A 16,873-nucleotide genomic window follows, 5' to 3' on the forward strand; every position below is an offset into this window, starting at 1 on the left:
TTAGGCACGCCGCCAGCGTTCGTCCTGAGCCAGGATCAAACTCTCCAAAAAGGTAAACCTTATTGTTAAGCTGAATAGCTCAATTTCAAAGCTGACGAGATTTTGCAATCTCTTAAAGTTTAGAGTCGATTGCTCGACTTGCTTCTTCACTCGTTGTTCAGTTTTCAAAGAACAATTTCTCTTCTTTCATTCTCGCCACCGTTTTAGCGGCGACTTTTTAAATATATCACATTCACCCATCTGATTGCAAGCATTTTTTAAAAACTTTATTTTCGAAGTTGTTCGATGCTTGCCTACCAACTCTTCTTATCGAAGGGGCGAAATATAAAATAACACATAGAAAGAGGGTAAGTCAAGCCTATACCCTCTATTTTTTTTCAACTTGGTAATTGCGATTTCTGGCATACTTTGAAATTTCCTTGGGTGTAGCTAAACGAGCATACATGCGGAATATCACTTTGTATCTGGATTCAATTGCACCTTTAATCTCTTGATCAATTCTTTTGTCATTCAGATCGAACAGCATTTCATCTAATTCTTTGCGAAGTACATAATCTAATTCTCTGCATTCCCGATCATTGAATAAAAATCCGAGCATACATCCATTCAAACCCCTCTCGACTGTAGATACAGAAAAGGCATGCCGGCAATTTAATTGCAGAACATGTCCCAAAACAAGGATTTATGGCTTTCCAAACAATTTGGCATAGAGGATTGAACTGTTTCGTCCGCTTCACCTTATTGCTTTACTGTTATGCTCAGATTTTCCCATTTTTATGACAACCGTTTTGAAATTTTTTTACAGATGAACCAGCCAATATGTCAAAGTACTTTCAATAATTGCTGCAAACAATAAAAGCACCACAATGGACACAGTTAGAGGTTTGGTTATACGCAGTACCCTTGTCAGTTCTGCTCGCGCTGTTCTTGATTGGATAGGTACAAACAACTGCAAAATCGCTTTAGATACAAGCATTCCCAACTTAAGTCCATACGCGCACGCAATTAAAATGACTGGAATTTCTATGATCCCATGAGGCAAAATCCCTTTGAGTACAATAGCAACAGTATTTTCATGGGTTTGCAAGGAGAGGACATAACCGAGTATCATCCCGTTCGCGATCAGCATAAATAGCGGTAATATACCGAAAATGAGCCCAAGAAATATGATAACGACGGATTTAACTGCATTGTTTAGGAAGATAATAACGAAAAACCATAGTTGCGGATTGTCTTTACTGCTTAGCGATTGACTTAACGATTTCAAGCCTTGCATTTGATTGTGAAGAAAATTCGAGAATTGATCCGAATTCGCCCAACCTAAATAGAAACTGAAACTAAATACCAGTAGGACAACAATAAAATAATGTTTCATCTCTTTGAGATGAACTTGTAGTTCTTTAAAATTCATCTTGATCATCCTCCAATATTTGAGAATAAGTAGCGTGTGTACGAGCATACATTGTCAATAAAGTGATACAAGCCTTACCTTAGTAGGGCAAGAAGGAGGTTCCGGCTAAAGTGAACTATTTTTTTGTAATGAATGCTCGAAAATTAAAGCAATTCATCTTTATCGCCGTCGCCATCGTTTTCGCGGCAGCTATTGTGTATTCGGAACAGAGCAATATTTCCGTCTTCTCTACTGGAGAACCAGCAGCTATTTATAGCGTGCAAACTGAAAAAAAAGTGATAGCGCTCACCTTCGACATTAGCTGGGGAGATAAACGAGCAGAGCCCATTCTGAAAATTCTTGAAGATAAAGGCGTGAAAGATGCAACCTTCTTCCTTTCTTCACCTTGGAGCAAGAGTCATCCTGAGATCGTAGATCATATCAAAAAAGATGGCTTTGAAATCGGCAGCCATGGGAATAAACACGATAATTACAGTACGTTCAGCGACGAGGAAATTCGCAAGCAAATTTCTACAGCTCACGGAATTTTGACGGAATTGGTCGGAAAAGAGCCGAATTTGATCCGTATGCCGAATGGCGATTTTGATAAAAGAGTTTTACGGATCGCAAATGATCTCGGGTATTCTGTAGTGCAATGGGACACTGACTCCTTGGATTGGATGAATATTGGTACCGATAAAATCATTGATCGCGTCGTCTCCAAAGCACATCCTGGAGATATCATACTGATGCACGCTAGCGATTCCTGTCAACAAACACACGAAGCTCTGCCCGTTATCATTGATCAATTACGAGCTAAAGGTTATGAGTTCGTTACGGTTGGAAAACTAATAAAGCAAACTCAAGTCGAGACTAAACCAGTCGAAGATCAGGCAATGAAACATATCCATTAATTATGAATGAAAAAGAGCTAAGTCAATTAGCTCTTTTTGTTTTCCAGGATTTTGTGTAATATCAGAATTTGCCATGCATTACATACTAGCAGTGGGGCCACCATAAAAAAGGTGGAGGCCGCATTATCAAGTTTGAGAGCCGGTACAGCTTCAAGGATGGTAACGGCTGACATGAAGAACAAGGTCGGAATGAATGCATTGCGATTGGTCATTTTCATTTTCCAATATGCTATGCCTAATGAGATGATCAAGATGATCACCGGCAAAATCGAATAGCTAATAAAAGTCCCCGATCCTTCGAAATTCGTCGTTCGGAGATACGCAAGATCAAATAAGGTGACAATAACTAGGGTCAATTGCAAAAGATCCCAAATCTTCCTAGAGCGTATAATTCCTGCGGCAATAAACCTAACAATCAGATAAGCGAAAAATCCCATTTGGCTGAGCACACTAATCGTCGCCCCACCCAAGAGCATATTCACTACGTTAAATCCTACGGCTGAAAGCCCCATAACCGAGAACTCTTGATCAGAGTATTGCAATATGAGACCAATTACGATCGATACAATCATACCTAAAACTAATGTCGTCCAAAATAAATGAAACCATTTGCGTAAAGTCAAAACTAAAACCTCCATACTTGAACTCTAATTGCTAATTGTACCAACGTTTTCGATAAAAAGCCAATGAATGGTCGTTATAAATTGCCCTTAAGCACGCATACTAACGGTATTAAGCTAGGGAAGGGAGTATGCTTTCATGTTGATGAAAAGGCTGAGAAAGCTGCAAGTCCTAATGTTTATCCTGTTTGCTGTTCTTCTCTCTTCATGTGGAACGGATGGCTCTTCGCAAAGTCAATCCCAGGGTAATACGTATAAAGACACAAAGTCGATGGTCATGGATATTTTGAAATCCGATGATGGGAAAAAAGCGATCAGTGCCGCAAACCGGAGCATTATGAATGGCGATGTTGGCGCGGCTGGAGTTGCGGGGCAATCACAAATCAAACTTCTCTCTGCAAACGAATCTTTACAGCTGCAGATGGCCGTTAAAGATGTTCTTACTGCGCAGGAGAATAATAAGTTTCTTCAAGATATGATGAAAGACCCGAAGTTTGCGGGTGATTTCGCCAAAGCTATCCAAAAGGATACTAAGCAAATGCACAAAGATTTGTTGAAAGATCCTGAATATCAAAAATCGCTCGTCGATGTGATGAAAAATCCAGATTACGAGAAAATGGTTCTTGATGTTATGAAAACTGCACCTTATCGACAACAAATGATGACGGTCATGCAAGAAGCACTTCAAAGTCCTTTGTTCAAATCCCAAATGATCGACTTGTTGAAATCAGCAATTGTACAACAAAGCAAGCCCGAACAGCTATCTACGAGTGGACAGCAAGGTCAAAAGTCAGGTCAAGGCGGGGACAAAAAGAAAAGTGATTCCGGCGATCAAAAGAAAGACAGCGATCAAAAGAAAGACGATTCCGGTTCAAGCAGCGAATCATAATTTAAAAAGGACTAACGGCATGCTGACCGCTAGTCCTTTTCTTAATTTTCTAGTTTAGCAATAATTTGTGCAGCTACATCTAAATAGATTTGTCCTGCACTTGTATCACGCTTATATACAGATGGCGAATAATCGATCTCGGAAATGTGATTATCAGGCGCACCTAGTGGAACTTGGGCTAACAGTTCACTATGCAAGTCTTCTGCAAGCTTAGCGCCTCCACCTTTTCCAAATATATAATCTTTACTGCCACAAGTTTTGCACTCATAGTAAGACATATTCTCAACGATACCGAGAATTTCGTGATTGGTAGACACAGCCATCGCACCTGCTCTAGCCGCTACAAAAGCTGCCGTAGCATGGGGAGTGGTTACAATAATTTCTTTGCTTTGCGGAATCATTTGATGCACGTCCAGTGCCACGTCTCCTGTACCAGGAGGTAAGTCAAGCAAAATGTACTCGACATCTCCCCAGCTCACTTCATGGAAGAAATTCCGAAGCATTTTGCCAAGCATTGGGCCTCTCCAAATGACAGGAGCGTTGTCTTGAACGAAGAATCCCATCGAAATGACTTTGACCCCGTGTCTCTCAACAGGAATGATAGAGTTATTAACAAGCTGCGGCTGCTCTTCAATTCCCATCATATCTGGAATGCTGAATCCATAAATATCTGCGTCAACAATGCCGACTTTCTTACCTTGCCGCGCAAGTGCTACAGCTAAATTCACGGTGACAGTTGACTTTCCAACTCCACCCTTTCCGCTGGCTACTGCTATGAACTTCACCTTAGAATCTTCACCTAGAATTGTTTTGGGTGCTTGATCTTTAGACTGCTGTGAAGAAACTTCTTCTGAGGGCTGCAGCACTTCATTCAATTGGTTGCGTTCATAGTCCGTTATAGACCGTATCCGAATATGTACCTGGTCAATGCCAAGAGCCTTTAAACTTTGTTGAATAGCTACTTTTGCTTGATTCTTATATGCCTCGTCTTCTGTTGTTGTTATAAAGCTGAGGGAGACACTGTCTTCTTTGATCATAATGTCTCTTACTAAATTAAGATCAGTAATACTCCTGTTGTACCCAGGATCGATAAGAGGTTTCAAAGCTTCTAATAATTGGTCCTTGTTTATCATAACCACACCACACCTTTATTAGGACAAAGTATTTATGCGGCTTTAATTATATCATAAATCGGTTAAGAACCAACTTTTTCACCCGAGTAATATCGTAAAACGCCTTGATAGATCGATGCTGCCACCATTTTTTGATACTTTTCACTTGCCAACAATCTCGCTTCATCCGGGTTGGAAAGAAAGCCGACTTCCACCAACACACTCGGAATGGTTAAGGTTTTCAACAAATAAACGGATTTATCTGCTTGCTTCGCTACACGATCGGTATTTTCCAGGTTCTTTTTCAATTCATTTTGGATAAGTGCTGCCAATGTCGGGTTATTGGGGTTATTAGGATAATAGAACGTTTGTGCGCCTCTCCACTTTTGAGAAGGAATACTGTTTAAGTGAACACTAAGAAACATATCGGCTTTCTTGTCGTTCGTTATATCCGCGCGATTATGCAGATCTTCTGTTTTCCTTTTGCTATAACCTTTCGTCCCCGGTGCTGCTAAGTCTGTATCGGTTTCTCTTGTCATCACGACTATCGCCCCAGCCTGCTGTAAATAATCCCGCAACTGCAGCGTGATGGCCAGATTAATATCTTTCTCAATGACACCTTCTTTGCTTGAAGCACCACCATCCGGTCCCCCATGGCCCGCATCCAGTGCAATGGTTTTTCCCGATAAAGGCAGGGTCCACTCTGACCACGTTTTCGTTGCCGGCAGCTCATAAGTATAAATGAAAACGACCAAAGCCAGCAGCAAGGCCGAAAGCGCGAGCTTCAGACTGCTGTGAAAGGTAAGCCAGACAATCAGCCTCTTCTTTCGTTTGCGCATAAAAAATCCACCTCTGTTCCCCATAGACTCTGTATCATCTATATGGGACAGGGTGGACAAATATACCTTACTTAAACTTGATATTCAGGGTCTCTAAGACCTTCAATCAACACTTGAGCTACCTCAGGACGAGTAAACTCCGGAGGCGGGCATTGACCCCCTCTAAGCAAGCCGCGAACTTTGGTGCCGGACAAGTGCAAATGTGCCGATTTATCGTGCGGGCAAGTCTTGCTTGAAGCCATGTTACCGCATTTCGTACAAAAGAAACTATGCTCGAAGAAAAGCGGTGTAATACCGATTTCTTCAGGGGTAAAGTTACTAAAGACTTCTTGGGCTTCATACGTACCATAATAATCGCCTACGCCCGCGTGGTCGCGTCCTACGATGAAATGGGTACAGCCATAATTTCTGCGAACGATAGCGTGAAGAATGGCCTCTCGAGGACCTGCATATCTCATTGCTGCTGGATAAACCCCTAAGAAAGTACGATCTTTAGGATAATAGTTCTCGAGAAGTACCAGGTAGCTCTTCATCCGAACTTCAGCCGAAATATCATCAGATTTCGTTTCACCTACAAGCGGATTAAGGAATAAGGCATCCACGATTTCCATCGCCGATTTTTGAATGTATTCATGGGCACGGTGAACCGGGTTGCGGGTTTGGAAGCCAACTACGGTTCTCCAGCCTTTTTCGGCGAAAATACGGCGAGTTTCAGAAGGGTCAAAGTAAAATTCTTCGAATTTCTTCGGTTTAGGTCGATTTAATAATTGAATAGGGCCACCGATATTTGTGGATGGACGAGAATACAACTTCTCTACGCCGGGATGCGCTGTATCATCTGTTTTAAACACCTTTACAGCCTCATTTTGCTGATCTGCCGTATAGATGCTAGTTACATCCATAATGGCATAAACAACATTATCTTCTTCGCCAACAAGAGAAATTTGTTCCCCAATGCTTAGTGTTGAAGCAATTTCCGGATTTACAGACAAAGTGATGGGTATACTCCATACTGTACCGTTAGCAAGTCTCATATTTTCTACGACAGACACATAGTCGCTTTCATCCAGAAAACCTGTTAATGGAGAAAAGGCGCCTACTCCGATCAAATCTAAATCCGAAATGGTCCATGTATTGACGCGGATTTGTTTCATGCCTGCCACTTGATCAAGAGCGCGAGCTTTATCTGCTTCCGCAACTAAGCGGTTAATTAATTGCTCGCCATGAGGTAGAATCGTTGTCATTCCGTTATACCTCCCCTGATGGATGTTAGGGTTACAGCTTATTTATGCAATCCGCACTCTGTTTTGTCAATGTTTGCCCAACGGCCAGCGCGAGGATCTTCCCCTGCAGCAACTGGGCGTGTGCAGTGTTCACATCCGATACTTGGATAGTTGCGGTCGTGCAGCGGATTATAGATCACGTCATTCTCACGAATATAATTCCATACATCTTCGGAAGTCCAGCTCGCGAGAGGATTGAATTTGATTAATCCAAACTTTACATCATATTCAGCTTTCTTAGCATTGGCACGTGTAGGAGCTTGATCGCGGCGGATACCGGTAATCCATGCATCGTAGTTTTTGAGAATGTCGGTTAACGGATCAACTTTACGAATGTTGCAGCACTGATTCGCATCACTTTTCCAGAGCTCATCGCCAAATTGAGCTGCCTGTTCTTCAAGGGTAAGTTTAGGCAAAACTTGTACGAACTTCGTATTATAGTGCTTCTCAAGACGATCTCTTGTTTCATAGGTTTCAGCAAAATGAACATTAGTATCCAAGTAAAAAATATCGACATTCGGATTGATTTTTTGCAGCATATCCACGAGCACTACATCTTCTGCACCGAAGCTGCATGCAAGTGTCAGGCTAGGGAATGTTTCAACTGCAAGCTTAAGCAAAGCTTCAGGTGTTTGATTTTCAAATTCTGCAGCAACTTTCGTAACAAACGCTTCTTTTTCAAAAAGGTTCATCGATAATTCCTCCTTAGTATTTTCGCTAGTAACTAGCTACTTTAGGCTCGCTCCCGGCCTTAATCCCGACTATTATTATATGAATTAATACTTATTATATCGGAGTTCCGGTTGATGTCAATGACTTTTTATCATTTTGGTATTAACTCCATGACTAGGCTAAAGTCATTATATGAATAGACGCTTGAGTTCGTGAAAAAGAAAAAACCTTTTTGGCAAATTGCCAAAAAGGTTGTCTTGAGCGTCCATGAGACGCCGATATTAACGTTTGGAGAATTGAGGAGCGCGACGAGCTGCTTTCAAGCCGTACTTTTTACGCTCTTTCATACGAGGATCACGAGTCAGGAAGCCTGCTTTTTTCAAAGATCCACGGTATTCAGGATCAGCTTTGAGCAACGCACGGGAAATACCGTGACGAATCGCTCCTGCTTGTCCGCTGATGCCACCACCATTGGCAAGAACCAGAACATCGTATTTACCGAGTGTTTCTGTCAATGTCAAAGGTTGTTTAACGATCAGTTTCAATGTTTCCAGACCGAAATATTCGTCCAGATTACGTTTATTGATAATGATGCGTCCTTCACCCGGTACAAGGCGCACACGCGCTACCGAGTGTTTACGACGACCCGTTCCATAATATTGAACTTGTGCCACGAAAACAGTCCTCCCTTATAATTATCCGCGAAGATTCCAAACTTCTGGTTGTTGTGCTTGATGTGGATGCTCTGCTCCACCGTATACTTTCAGCTTTGTTTTCAAGCTGTCGCCAAGACGGTTTTTAGGAAGCATACCATGTACTGCAAACTCAATCATGCGATCAGGCTTGCTGTTCAGCAGGTCCTGTGCAGAAGTCACTTTCAATCCACCTGGATACAAGGAGTGACGGTAGTACATTTTGTTTTGCATTTTCTTACCTGTCAACTTGATTTGGGACGCATTGATCACGACTACGAAATCCCCAGTATCTACATGCGGAGTGAACTCCGGCTTGTGCTTTCCGCGGATAATGCTAGCAACTTCACTTGCCAGACGGCCAAGAGTTTGGCCAGCAGCGTCAACGATGTACCATTTACGCTCAACTTCATTTGGCTTAGCCATATATGTGGTGCGCATGCTTAATCCTCCTAAAATATATCTCAATACATGTTCGTCATTAGTAAATTACATTAGCGATGGATGGTTGTGGCCACTTCAATGATCAGGGGCTGTGGGATAGCCGATCACGAAACGCCAAGTAATATTCTACACGAAAACCCGATTGGAATCAAGTTAAGTTTTTACTGTTTAATACTCAACTTTCCAAAGCGTCAGACCCATTGCTTCGGCGGTAGGACCTGCTTGGCTGCGGTCCATAACCTCAAGAATTCGCTGCATGTCACTGCTTGGACGCTTGCCTTCACCGATCTGCAGCAGTGTACCGGCTATGATTCTTACCATGTTGTAAAGAAAGCCATTTCCGGTCACGATAAGCCGCATTCTGGCGATTTTCCCATCCAAAGATAATTCATCGACTTCCGTCTCCAGGCGAGCCTCGTAGAGCGTTCTCACCTTAATCTCCTTATCCGTTCTCACCGTACAAAACGAAGTGAAATCATGCTCACCCAATAAGCAAGGGAGCGCCTCTCTCATGGCCTCCACATTCAAGGCCGTAGGATGATGGTATTCATAATTCCGGTGAAAAACATCAGGGAAGCGCGCCGAGCGAATCGTAAAGCAATATGTTTTTCGTTTCGCGGCTTTGCGAGAATGGAAGGAAAGAGGCACTTCTTCAGCGGTGTGTGCAACGATATCCTTGGGTAATCTAGTGTTCAAAGCTAGACACCAGCGTTCCACCGGGATCTTAGAGTCGGTAGTAAAATTAATCACTTGAGCCTTAGCGTGTACCCCTGCATCCGTACGCCCAGAAGAGATGACTTTCACCGTTTCGCCTGTAAGCATATAAATAGCTTGCTCTAAACGGTATTGAATCGTATCAGCATTGGGCTGTATCTGAAACCCTGAGTATGCCGTCCCATCATAGCTAATTGTAAAACGAAGATTTCTCACTGCGTGATCCTCCGTGAGTCATCGTTCCCAAGCTAAGACTGCAAAAAAAGGGCTTCACCAGAATCAATGATTCCGTCCACCCTTTCCCATCCGTCTTATGCTCGATCTACAAGCTCTAAATATACCATTGGTGCTGCGTCACCGCGGCGTGGTCCCAGTTTAAGGATACGAGTGTATCCGCCTGGACGCTCGGAGTAGCGAGTAGCCAATTCGGAGAAGAGCTTTTGAATAGCATCTTGGTTCTCGTTAGCAGCTTCTCTGCGAACAAAAGCAGCCACCTGACGGCGTGCAGCAAGATCTCCGCGTTTCGCTAAAGTGATAAGCTTCTCAGCGATGGAACGAATTTCTTTTGCTTTTGCTTCGGTTGTTTGAATGCGTTCATGTATGAACAGATCTGTAACCAGATCGCGGAATAATGCTTTACGATTACTGGAATCGCGGTTCAATTTCCTGTAGTTCATTGAATTAACCTCCTTCTGACTGGATTATTCCTCGGTACGTAAGCCTAGACCCAGCTCTTCGAGCTTCTCTTGAACTTCTTCAAGGGATTTGCGTCCTAAGTTACGCACTTTCATCATGTCTTCTTCTGTCTTGGTAATCAGCTCTTGCACGGTATTAATACCCGCACGTTTGAGGCAGTTATAGGAACGAACAGATAGATCAAGCTCTTCGATAGTCATCTCCAGAACTTTCTCTTTCTTGTCTTCTTCCTTCTCCACCATAATCTCAGCATCTTTTGCTTCGTCAGTTAAACCAACGAACAGCATCAAGTGCTCCGTTAAGATTTTGGCGCCCAAACTAACTGCTTCTTCAGGTCGAATACTTCCATCGGTCCACACTTCGAGGGTCAATTTATCATAGTTAGTCACTTGGCCGACGCGAGTATTTTCTACACTGTAGTTTACTCGGGTAATAGGCGTGTAAATCGAGTCGATTGGAATGACACCAATCGGTTGATCTTCGCGCTTATTTTTGTCCGATTGGACATAACCGCGACCTCTGCCCGCATGAATCCTCATATGAAGACGTGCATCGGGAGATAAGGTTGCAATATGCAGATCCGGGTTAAGAATCTCCACATCGCTATCGCCGCGAATATCCGCAGCGGTAATGCTACCTTCTCCTTCAGCATCAATTTCAAGCACTTTCTCCTCATCGGAGTGAATTTTCAAGGAGAGACCTTTCAGATTGAGGATAATTTCCGTAACATCCTCAAGCACGCCAGGAATCGTTGAAAACTCATGCAAAACGCCATCGATTTGGACAGAGGTTACTGCTGCGCCCGGTAAAGAGGACAGTAAGATACGACGTAGTGAGTTACCTAAGGTTGTACCGTAGCCACGCTCCAACGGCTCTACGACAAATTTGCCATAGGCGCCGTCTTCACTTAATGCTACAGTTTCTATTTTTGGCTTTTCGATTTCGATCATGAAATGTACCCTCCATTCAAAACGTCGTTTCCCTCTGGATACTTCGGTGAAAATTTCATAGTATGCCTATCCTTCAAAACCATTATTCACGATTTTAAGATATTTATACTACAAAGTGATCCTGAATTATACGCGACGACGTTTTGGAGGACGGCAGCCATTGTGAGGAACCGGAGTCACGTCTTTAATCAGGTTTACTTCAAGACCAGCTGCTTGCAAAGAACGAATTGCTGCTTCGCGGCCAGCGCCTGGACCTTTAACCATAACTTCAACAGTTTTCAAACCGTGCTCCATAGCTGCTTTCGCTGCGGACTCAGCTGCCATTTGCGCTGCAAAAGGCGTGCTTTTACGGGATCCTTTGAAACCAAGGTTTCCTGAACTTGCCCAGGAAATTGCATTGCCATGCGGATCCGTGATGGTCACGATCGTGTTGTTAAACGTTGAACGAATGTGTGCCACTCCGGACTCAATATTTTTACGGTCACGACGTTTCGTACGGACTACTTTTTTAGGTTTTGCCATTAGCTCTAACCCCCTTTATTATTTCTTCTTATTAGCTACTGTACGACGAGGACCTTTACGTGTACGAGCGTTAGTTTTAGTACGTTGTCCGCGAACAGGAAGACCACGGCGGTGACGAAGACCACGGTAGGATCCGATCTCAATCAGACGTTTGATGTTCAGGGAAATCTCACGACGCAAGTCGCCTTCTACTTTAAGCGTTTTGTCGATAACATCACGGATTTTGCTCACTTCATCTTCAGTCAAATCACGAACGCGAGTATCAGGGTTGATACCAGTCGAAGCGACGATTTTTTGAGCTGTTGTAGTGCCGATACCGAAAATGTAAGTCAAAGCGATAACTACTCGCTTATCACGAGGTAAGTCAACTCCAGCTAAACGTGCCATCTAATGCTGCACCTCCTTTTATCCTTGTTTTTGTTTGTGTTTCGGATTTTCGCAAATAACCATGACATTGCCTTTACGGCGAATGACTTTACATTTTTCACAAATTGGTTTAACCGATGGTCTAACCTTCATTGATAACCCCTCCTTAAAGATTCGTAAGCACCATGTTGCGTTTTCGTTAGAAAACTTGCTTCGTAAGCATACGCCTTGAGAGAGTAACTTACATGTAAGCCGAACATTTATTTAAAACGGTAGGTTATACGGCCTCTTGTTAAATCATAAGGCGATAATTCTACGGTAACCTTGTCTCCAGGCAAAATGCGGATAAAATGCATTCTGATCTTGCCGGAAACATGGGCTAGGATTTTATGACCATTTTCCAATTCAACCTTAAACATTGCATTCGGAAGAGGTTCAATCACTGTACCTTCTACTTCAATCACATCTTCTTTGGCCACAGTCATTCTCCTTTCTCATGTGCTTCAACTTGCAGTTCTTCGACGAATTTGGCAATTGCATGACGCAACTTCCCATTAGTAACACGACCTGTTTCCCTAATGCTGGACTCAACTTCGCTGCTGATCGCTCTTAGTAATTGAAGATGATTCAGGTTCTTCTTCTTCGGCTGATCGAATTTGCGTTTATCACCGTCTGCAAGCAAAACAAAGCGAGTATCAACAATTCCGATGACGACCGCATATTCTCCGGGATCTTTACCGCGAAGCACCTTTACGATCTGGCCCAGCTGGGGTGTTAGACTATCCACTCACATCACCTACGCTTTAGGCAAAGTTAAAATTTCATAACCGGTTGCCGTTATTGCAATCGTATGTTCGAAGTGAGCACATAGCGTTCCATCCGCCGTTACTACGGTCCAGTCGTCTTCGAGTGTTTTGACAAACCTTTCGCCAACAACCACCATCGGTTCAATGGCTAAGACCATGCCCGGTTTCAATCGAGGGCCTTTATTCGGAACACCGTAATTCGGAATTTGCGGTTCTTCGTGAAGTTCCGTTCCGATGCCGTGTCCGACGTACTCTCTAACCACGGAGAAGCCTGCATCTTCAATACAGGTTTGGATTGCATGCGACAACGTGTAGAGCCTAGCATCCGGTTTAGCCTCTGCAAGTCCTTGGTAGAGCGATTTTTCAGTAACCTCCAGCAAACGCTTGGCGGTCTCAGAAATCTCACCTACCGGGTAGGTCCATGCGGAGTCTCCATGATAACCTTTATACTGAGCGCCGATATCAATACTGATGATATCACCTTCAGCAAGCTTTCTTGGACCAGGAATACCATGAACTAATTCTTCGTTGACTGAAGCACAGATGCTGCCCGGAAAACCGTTGTAGCCTTTAAAAGATGGAATTGCTCCCTGACTGCGAATGAATTCCTCTGCGATCTGATCAAGTTCTTTCGTTGTAATGTTCGGACGAATCGCCCTTGCCAGCAAGCGGTGCGTTTCAGCTACGATTCGACCTGCTTCTCGCATTAGGTCCAGTTCAACCTCGGACTTACAAATGATCATTACGCTAGACCTCGTAGCAGTGAGCTAATTTGTTCGGTTACCGCATGAATGTCTTGTTCCCCGTTAACCTCACGCAATAATTCCCTCTTTTGGTAGTAATCCAGCAGTGGAGCCGTCTTGTTTGTGTACTCATCCAAACGGGTTCCGACTTTTTCTTCCGTATCATCGGATCGTTGATACAATTCACCAGAACATTTATCACATACGCCTTCTTGCTTTGGTGGATTGAAGATCACATGATACGTAGCGCCACAGGATTTACAGATTCTTCGGCCAGTCAACCTAGCAAGCAGGAAACTGCGATCAACGGAAAGATTGATAACTAACTCAATCTTCTTACCCAAGGATTGAACGATATCGTTTAATGCATCTGCTTGAGCAACGGTTCTTGGGAACCCGTCAAGCAAGAAGCCCTTATCGCAATCCGGCTGTGCAAGCCGTTCTCTCACAATACCGTTCGTGATTTCATCGGGAACTAAAAGCCCCTTATCTACATATCCTTTGGCCTCGATACCGAGCGCAGTTCCTTGGCTCATGGCCAAACGAAATGCATCACCCGTAGAGATATGAGGAATTTGAAATTCACTCACGATTTTTTCCGCCTGTGTACCTTTGCCTGCACCAGGAGGACCCATAAAAATTACGTTCACTTTGACTCCCTCCCATCGCACTCGGCAATACGAACAGCACAATAGGTGCCGATGTCGCAGAAAAACGCCCATCAGAACCTATTAGCTATTTATTGATAAAACCTTTGTAATGACGCTTGATCAATTGGCTCTCGATTTGTTTCATCGTCTCAAGACCAACGCCTACTACGATAAGTAAGGATGTTCCACCAATTTTAACTGAGTTCGGCAATCCTGCAAGTCCACCGAAAAGCATCGGAAGAATCGAGATTGCTGACAAGAACAAAGCACCAGACAATGTAATTCTAGTCATTACACGAGTCAGATAAACGGATGTTGTCTTACCAGGTCTGATACCTGGAATGTAGCCACCATTCTTTTTCATCTGATCAGCCATTTGAACTGGATTAATTTGTACGAAGGTGTAGAAGTAAGTGAAACCGATAATCAGCAGTACATAGAGTACAATCGCCAGAGGTGCGGTTTGATTCAAACTTAAGTTCGTAATGATCCATTCCGCAACCACGTTACCTCTCCAATAGCTAGCTATTGTTGGAGGGAACATCAAAAGCGATAATGCAAAGATTACAGGGATAACACCAGCAGCATTCACTTTAAGCGGAATGTGCGTGGTTTGACCACCATACATTTTACGACCTACTACGCGTTTGGCATATTGAACAGGTATCTTGCGAACACCCTGTTGGACGAATATGACTCCGGCAATAATCAGTATCACAACTACTGCAATAATGACGAGTTTCACGATGTTCAGGAACAATGCTCCTTCAGTCGCAAAAAGCGTTTTATATATTTGCTGGATGCCTGTAGGAATCGCCGCGACGATCCCGGCAAAGATGATAATGGAAATACCGTTTCCAATCCCATACTCCGTGATTTGCTCTCCAAGCCACATCAAGAAAGCTGTACCTGCTGTCAGCACGATAGCGATCAGCGCATAAGTTGTAAAACCTGCATCGATCACGAGTCCGTTATATAAACGGTTGAACCCGATTGAAAGACCGAAAGCCTGAATCAAACCTAATACGATCGTACCGTAACGAGTAACCTGTGTCATCTTCTTTCTTCCGACTTCGCCTTCTTTTGCCCACTGCGCAAAGCGCGGGATTACATCCATAGACAAAAGCTGAACGATAATGGAAGCCGTGATGTAAGGCATAATCCCCATCGCAAAGATGGAGAATTGAAACAGCGCCCCACCGGAGAACGTGTTAAGCAAACCAAAGACATCGCTTTGATTCGCCTGGTCTTGAAGTTTCAAAACACTTGTATTAATGTTCGGCACCGGGATGAAGGCACCTACTCTGTAGACGATCAGCAAAACCAGCGTAAATAAAATTCTTCTGCGCAGATCTTCTACTTTGAAGATGTTGGATATGGTATTGAACATTAAATCACCTCGGTTTGACCGCCGGCAGCTTGGATTTTCTCAATTGCGGATTGAGAGAACTTATTCGCTTTAACGGTTAATTTTACTGTGATTTCACCGTTTCCTAAAATCTTGATGCCGTCTTTAGGAGCTTTTACAATACCTGTTTCCATCAAAACTTCTGGAGTAACTTCGGTACCAGCTGCGAAATTGTTCAAGTCTTCAAGGTTCACGATAGCGAACTCAGTGCGGAAGCGGTTGTTGAAACCACGCTTAGGCAAACGACGGTACAATGGATTTTGTCCACCCTCGAATCCAGGACGAACGCCTCCACCGGAACGTGCATTTTGACCTTTATGTCCGCGAGTCGATGTTTTACCCATACCGCTACCTGTACCACGACCAACACGCTTGCGAGTGTGACGAGCACCAGTTGCAGAACTTAGTTCATGTAACTTCATCGTTGCACACCTCCTCTAGATCTTAATATCTTGTTTCTATGCTTCGATTTCTTTAACTTCTACCAAGTGACTAACTTGATTCACCATGCCTCTGATCGCAGCGTTGTCTTGGTGAACAACAGTTTGGTGCAGCTTACGCAGACCTAATGTTTTCACTGTAACACGTTGAGTCTCAGGGCGGCCAATCAGAGAGCGTTTCAGGGTAATTTGTAATTGTTTCGCCATGTTTACCCCTCCTATCCTAATAACTCTTCAACTGTTTTACCGCGAAGCTTAGCAACTTCTTCCGCTTTTTTCAAACGGCTTAAGCCTTCAAGCGTTGCGTTAACCATGTTAATGGAGTTGGAAGAGCCAAGGGATTTTGTCAAAATGTCGCCGATACCGGCAAGTTCAAGAACCGCACGAACCGGTCCGCCTGCGATAACTCCAGTACCTTGGGAAGCTGGCTTCAATAAAACGCGGCCTGCGCCAAAGCGGCCAGTGACAAGGTGAGGAATGGAAGTTCCTACGATTGGAACGTGGATCAAGTTCTTTTTCGCATCTTCAATGCCTTTGCGAATCGCGTCTGGAACTTCGGATGCTTTACCGATCCCTGCACCAACCCAGCCATTGCCGTCGCCTACGACAACAAGTGCGCTGAAGCTGAAACGACGTCCGCCTTTTACTACTTTAGCTACGCGGTTAATGTTAACAACTTTTTCAGTAAGTTCTAAAGTATTCGGATCTACACGCAAGTCTTTT

25 protein-coding genes are annotated in these 16,873 nt (G+C 43.6%); 2 read left to right on the forward strand and 23 right to left on the reverse strand.

Annotated features, from left to right (window positions below; all coding sequences use genetic code 11):
- Window positions 1–367 precede the first annotated feature (367 nt).
- On the reverse strand, window positions 368–598 hold the full coding sequence (locus tag ACFQZT_RS09120; protein WP_270881330.1) for a hypothetical protein: 231 nt from the start codon (window positions 596–598) through the stop codon (window positions 368–370).
- Window positions 599–799: 201 nt separating this feature from the next.
- On the reverse strand, window positions 800–1,411 hold the full coding sequence (locus ACFQZT_RS09125) for a stage II sporulation protein M (protein ID WP_379298876.1): 612 nt from the start codon (window positions 1,409–1,411) through the stop codon (window positions 800–802).
- A gap of 110 nt (window positions 1,412–1,521) precedes the next feature.
- Here ACFQZT_RS09125 and pdaB point away from each other — a divergent pair, with 110 nt between their 5' ends.
- Window positions 1,522–2,304, forward strand: coding sequence for a polysaccharide deacetylase family sporulation protein PdaB (gene pdaB, locus ACFQZT_RS09130; RefSeq protein ID WP_379298878.1), 783 nt, complete (start codon window positions 1,522–1,524; stop codon window positions 2,302–2,304).
- 26 nt (window positions 2,305–2,330) lie between these two features.
- Here pdaB and ACFQZT_RS09135 read toward each other — a convergent pair whose 3' ends face one another.
- Window positions 2,331–2,927 carry a KinB-signaling pathway activation protein gene (locus ACFQZT_RS09135; protein WP_379298880.1) on the reverse strand — a complete coding sequence of 199 codons (597 nt, stop codon included), beginning with the start codon at window positions 2,925–2,927 and terminating at the stop codon, window positions 2,331–2,333.
- Window positions 2,928–3,063: 136 nt separating this feature from the next.
- On the opposite strand from ACFQZT_RS09135, the gene gerD reads away from it, so the two are divergent.
- A complete protein-coding gene (gerD, locus tag ACFQZT_RS09140; protein ID WP_379298882.1) occupies window positions 3,064–3,813 on the forward strand; it encodes a spore germination lipoprotein GerD in 750 nt (249 codons plus the stop codon).
- Window positions 3,814–3,854: 41 nt separating this feature from the next.
- Here the strand turns inward: gerD and ACFQZT_RS09145 are convergent, their stop codons facing one another.
- The 20 genes from ACFQZT_RS09145 to rpsE form a co-directional block, all read right to left on the reverse strand.
- The gene (locus ACFQZT_RS09145; protein WP_379298884.1) at window positions 3,855–4,946 is read right to left on the reverse strand and encodes an Mrp/NBP35 family ATP-binding protein; all 1,092 of its coding nucleotides are present in this window, start codon (window positions 4,944–4,946) and stop codon (window positions 3,855–3,857) included.
- Window positions 4,947–5,008: 62 nt separating this feature from the next.
- Entirely contained in the window at window positions 5,009–5,764 is a 756-nt protein-coding gene (gene cwlD, locus ACFQZT_RS09150; RefSeq protein WP_379298886.1) for an N-acetylmuramoyl-L-alanine amidase CwlD, read from the reverse strand.
- Between the two features lie 71 nt (window positions 5,765–5,835).
- On the reverse strand, window positions 5,836–7,008 hold the full coding sequence (gene sat / locus ACFQZT_RS09155) for a sulfate adenylyltransferase (RefSeq protein WP_379298888.1): 1,173 nt from the start codon (window positions 7,006–7,008) through the stop codon (window positions 5,836–5,838).
- 38 nt (window positions 7,009–7,046) lie between these two features.
- A complete protein-coding gene (locus ACFQZT_RS09160) occupies window positions 7,047–7,739 on the reverse strand; it encodes a phosphoadenylyl-sulfate reductase (RefSeq protein WP_379298890.1) in 693 nt (230 codons plus the stop codon).
- A 261-nt stretch (window positions 7,740–8,000) separates the two neighbouring features.
- Window positions 8,001–8,393, reverse strand: coding sequence for a 30S ribosomal protein S9 (gene rpsI / locus ACFQZT_RS09165; RefSeq protein ID WP_379298892.1), 393 nt, complete (start codon window positions 8,391–8,393; stop codon window positions 8,001–8,003).
- A 21-nt stretch (window positions 8,394–8,414) separates the two neighbouring features.
- A complete protein-coding gene (gene rplM, locus ACFQZT_RS09170) occupies window positions 8,415–8,852 on the reverse strand; it encodes a 50S ribosomal protein L13 (RefSeq protein ID WP_379298894.1) in 438 nt (145 codons plus the stop codon).
- A 171-nt stretch (window positions 8,853–9,023) separates the two neighbouring features.
- A complete protein-coding gene (gene truA, locus ACFQZT_RS09175) occupies window positions 9,024–9,785 on the reverse strand; it encodes a tRNA pseudouridine(38-40) synthase TruA (RefSeq protein ID WP_379298896.1) in 762 nt (253 codons plus the stop codon).
- A 95-nt stretch (window positions 9,786–9,880) separates the two neighbouring features.
- Window positions 9,881–10,246, reverse strand: coding sequence for a 50S ribosomal protein L17 (gene rplQ, locus ACFQZT_RS09180; protein WP_379298898.1), 366 nt, complete (start codon window positions 10,244–10,246; stop codon window positions 9,881–9,883).
- Window positions 10,247–10,270: 24 nt separating this feature from the next.
- The gene (locus ACFQZT_RS09185; protein ID WP_379298900.1) at window positions 10,271–11,215 is read right to left on the reverse strand and encodes a DNA-directed RNA polymerase subunit alpha; all 945 of its coding nucleotides are present in this window, start codon (window positions 11,213–11,215) and stop codon (window positions 10,271–10,273) included.
- 126 nt (window positions 11,216–11,341) lie between these two features.
- A complete protein-coding gene (rpsK, locus tag ACFQZT_RS09190) occupies window positions 11,342–11,737 on the reverse strand; it encodes a 30S ribosomal protein S11 (protein WP_188178365.1) in 396 nt (131 codons plus the stop codon).
- 18 nt (window positions 11,738–11,755) lie between these two features.
- A complete protein-coding gene (gene rpsM, locus ACFQZT_RS09195; protein WP_379298902.1) occupies window positions 11,756–12,124 on the reverse strand; it encodes a 30S ribosomal protein S13 in 369 nt (122 codons plus the stop codon).
- Between the two features lie 18 nt (window positions 12,125–12,142).
- Window positions 12,143–12,256 carry a 50S ribosomal protein L36 gene (rpmJ, locus tag ACFQZT_RS09200; RefSeq protein WP_003333770.1) on the reverse strand — a complete coding sequence of 38 codons (114 nt, stop codon included), beginning with the start codon at window positions 12,254–12,256 and terminating at the stop codon, window positions 12,143–12,145.
- A gap of 107 nt (window positions 12,257–12,363) precedes the next feature.
- Complete coding sequence (gene infA, locus ACFQZT_RS09205) at window positions 12,364–12,582, reverse strand: translation initiation factor IF-1 (protein ID WP_009676800.1); 219 nt, start codon at window positions 12,580–12,582, stop codon at window positions 12,364–12,366.
- A gap of 2 nt (window positions 12,583–12,584) precedes the next feature.
- Window positions 12,585–12,890: a hypothetical protein gene (locus ACFQZT_RS09210; RefSeq protein WP_379298904.1), complete on the reverse strand. Its 306-nt coding sequence runs from the start codon at window positions 12,888–12,890 to the stop codon at window positions 12,585–12,587.
- A gap of 9 nt (window positions 12,891–12,899) precedes the next feature.
- A complete protein-coding gene (map, locus tag ACFQZT_RS09215) occupies window positions 12,900–13,652 on the reverse strand; it encodes a type I methionyl aminopeptidase (RefSeq protein WP_379298906.1) in 753 nt (250 codons plus the stop codon).
- On the reverse strand, window positions 13,652–14,302 hold the full coding sequence (locus tag ACFQZT_RS09220) for an adenylate kinase (protein ID WP_379298909.1): 651 nt from the start codon (window positions 14,300–14,302) through the stop codon (window positions 13,652–13,654). The genes map and ACFQZT_RS09220 overlap by 1 nt, the downstream gene beginning before the upstream one ends.
- Window positions 14,303–14,387: 85 nt before the next feature.
- On the reverse strand, window positions 14,388–15,692 hold the full coding sequence (gene secY / locus ACFQZT_RS09225; protein ID WP_379298911.1) for a preprotein translocase subunit SecY: 1,305 nt from the start codon (window positions 15,690–15,692) through the stop codon (window positions 14,388–14,390).
- Entirely contained in the window at window positions 15,692–16,132 is a 441-nt protein-coding gene (gene rplO, locus ACFQZT_RS09230; protein ID WP_379298913.1) for a 50S ribosomal protein L15, read from the reverse strand. The genes secY and rplO overlap by 1 nt, the downstream gene beginning before the upstream one ends.
- A gap of 36 nt (window positions 16,133–16,168) precedes the next feature.
- Window positions 16,169–16,357 carry a 50S ribosomal protein L30 gene (gene rpmD, locus ACFQZT_RS09235; RefSeq protein WP_163953700.1) on the reverse strand — a complete coding sequence of 63 codons (189 nt, stop codon included), beginning with the start codon at window positions 16,355–16,357 and terminating at the stop codon, window positions 16,169–16,171.
- 11 nt (window positions 16,358–16,368) lie between these two features.
- Window positions 16,369–16,866 (reverse strand): 30S ribosomal protein S5, encoded by a 498-nt coding sequence (gene rpsE, locus ACFQZT_RS09240; protein WP_235120097.1) that lies wholly within the window; start codon window positions 16,864–16,866, stop codon window positions 16,369–16,371.
- Between the last annotated feature and the right edge of the window lie 7 nt (window positions 16,867–16,873).

Source organism: Paenibacillus sp. GCM10027628 (assembly GCF_042676385.1).
Classification (GTDB): Bacteria; Bacillota; Bacilli; order Paenibacillales; family NBRC-103111; genus Paenibacillus_E.

What these genes read in the sequence shown, in the direction of transcription:
- ACFQZT_RS09120 (WP_270881330.1), bottom strand. Translation starts at nt 598, where the DNA reads ATGCTCGGATTTTTATTCAATGATCGGGAATGCAGAGAATTAGATTAT.
- ACFQZT_RS09125 (WP_379298876.1), bottom strand. Translation starts at nt 1,411, where the DNA reads ATGAATTTTAAAGAACTACAAGTTCATCTCAAAGAGATGAAACATTAT.
- gerD (WP_379298882.1), top strand. Translation starts at nt 3,064, where the DNA reads ATGTTGATGAAAAGGCTGAGAAAGCTGCAAGTCCTAATGTTTATCCTG.
- ACFQZT_RS09145 (WP_379298884.1), bottom strand. Translation starts at nt 4,946, where the DNA reads ATGATAAACAAGGACCAATTATTAGAAGCTTTGAAACCTCTTATCGAT.
- cwlD (WP_379298886.1), bottom strand. Translation starts at nt 5,764, where the DNA reads ATGCGCAAACGAAAGAAGAGGCTGATTGTCTGGCTTACCTTTCACAGC.
- sat (WP_379298888.1), bottom strand. Translation starts at nt 7,008, where the DNA reads ATGACAACGATTCTACCTCATGGCGAGCAATTAATTAACCGCTTAGTT.
- ACFQZT_RS09160 (WP_379298890.1), bottom strand. Translation starts at nt 7,739, where the DNA reads ATGAACCTTTTTGAAAAAGAAGCGTTTGTTACGAAAGTTGCTGCAGAA.
- rplM (WP_379298894.1), bottom strand. Translation starts at nt 8,852, where the DNA reads ATGCGCACCACATATATGGCTAAGCCAAATGAAGTTGAGCGTAAATGG.
- rplQ (WP_379298898.1), bottom strand. Translation starts at nt 10,246, where the DNA reads ATGAACTACAGGAAATTGAACCGCGATTCCAGTAATCGTAAAGCATTA.
- ACFQZT_RS09185 (WP_379298900.1), bottom strand. Translation starts at nt 11,215, where the DNA reads ATGATCGAAATCGAAAAGCCAAAAATAGAAACTGTAGCATTAAGTGAA.
- rpsK (WP_188178365.1), bottom strand. Translation starts at nt 11,737, where the DNA reads ATGGCAAAACCTAAAAAAGTAGTCCGTACGAAACGTCGTGACCGTAAA.
- rpsM (WP_379298902.1), bottom strand. Translation starts at nt 12,124, where the DNA reads ATGGCACGTTTAGCTGGAGTTGACTTACCTCGTGATAAGCGAGTAGTT.
- rpmJ (WP_003333770.1), bottom strand. Translation starts at nt 12,256, where the DNA reads ATGAAGGTTAGACCATCGGTTAAACCAATTTGTGAAAAATGTAAAGTC.
- map (WP_379298906.1), bottom strand. Translation starts at nt 13,652, where the DNA reads ATGATCATTTGTAAGTCCGAGGTTGAACTGGACCTAATGCGAGAAGCA.
- secY (WP_379298911.1), bottom strand. Translation starts at nt 15,692, where the DNA reads ATGTTCAATACCATATCCAACATCTTCAAAGTAGAAGATCTGCGCAGA.
- rplO (WP_379298913.1), bottom strand. Translation starts at nt 16,132, where the DNA reads ATGAAGTTACATGAACTAAGTTCTGCAACTGGTGCTCGTCACACTCGC.
- rpmD (WP_163953700.1), bottom strand. Translation starts at nt 16,357, where the DNA reads ATGGCGAAACAATTACAAATTACCCTGAAACGCTCTCTGATTGGCCGC.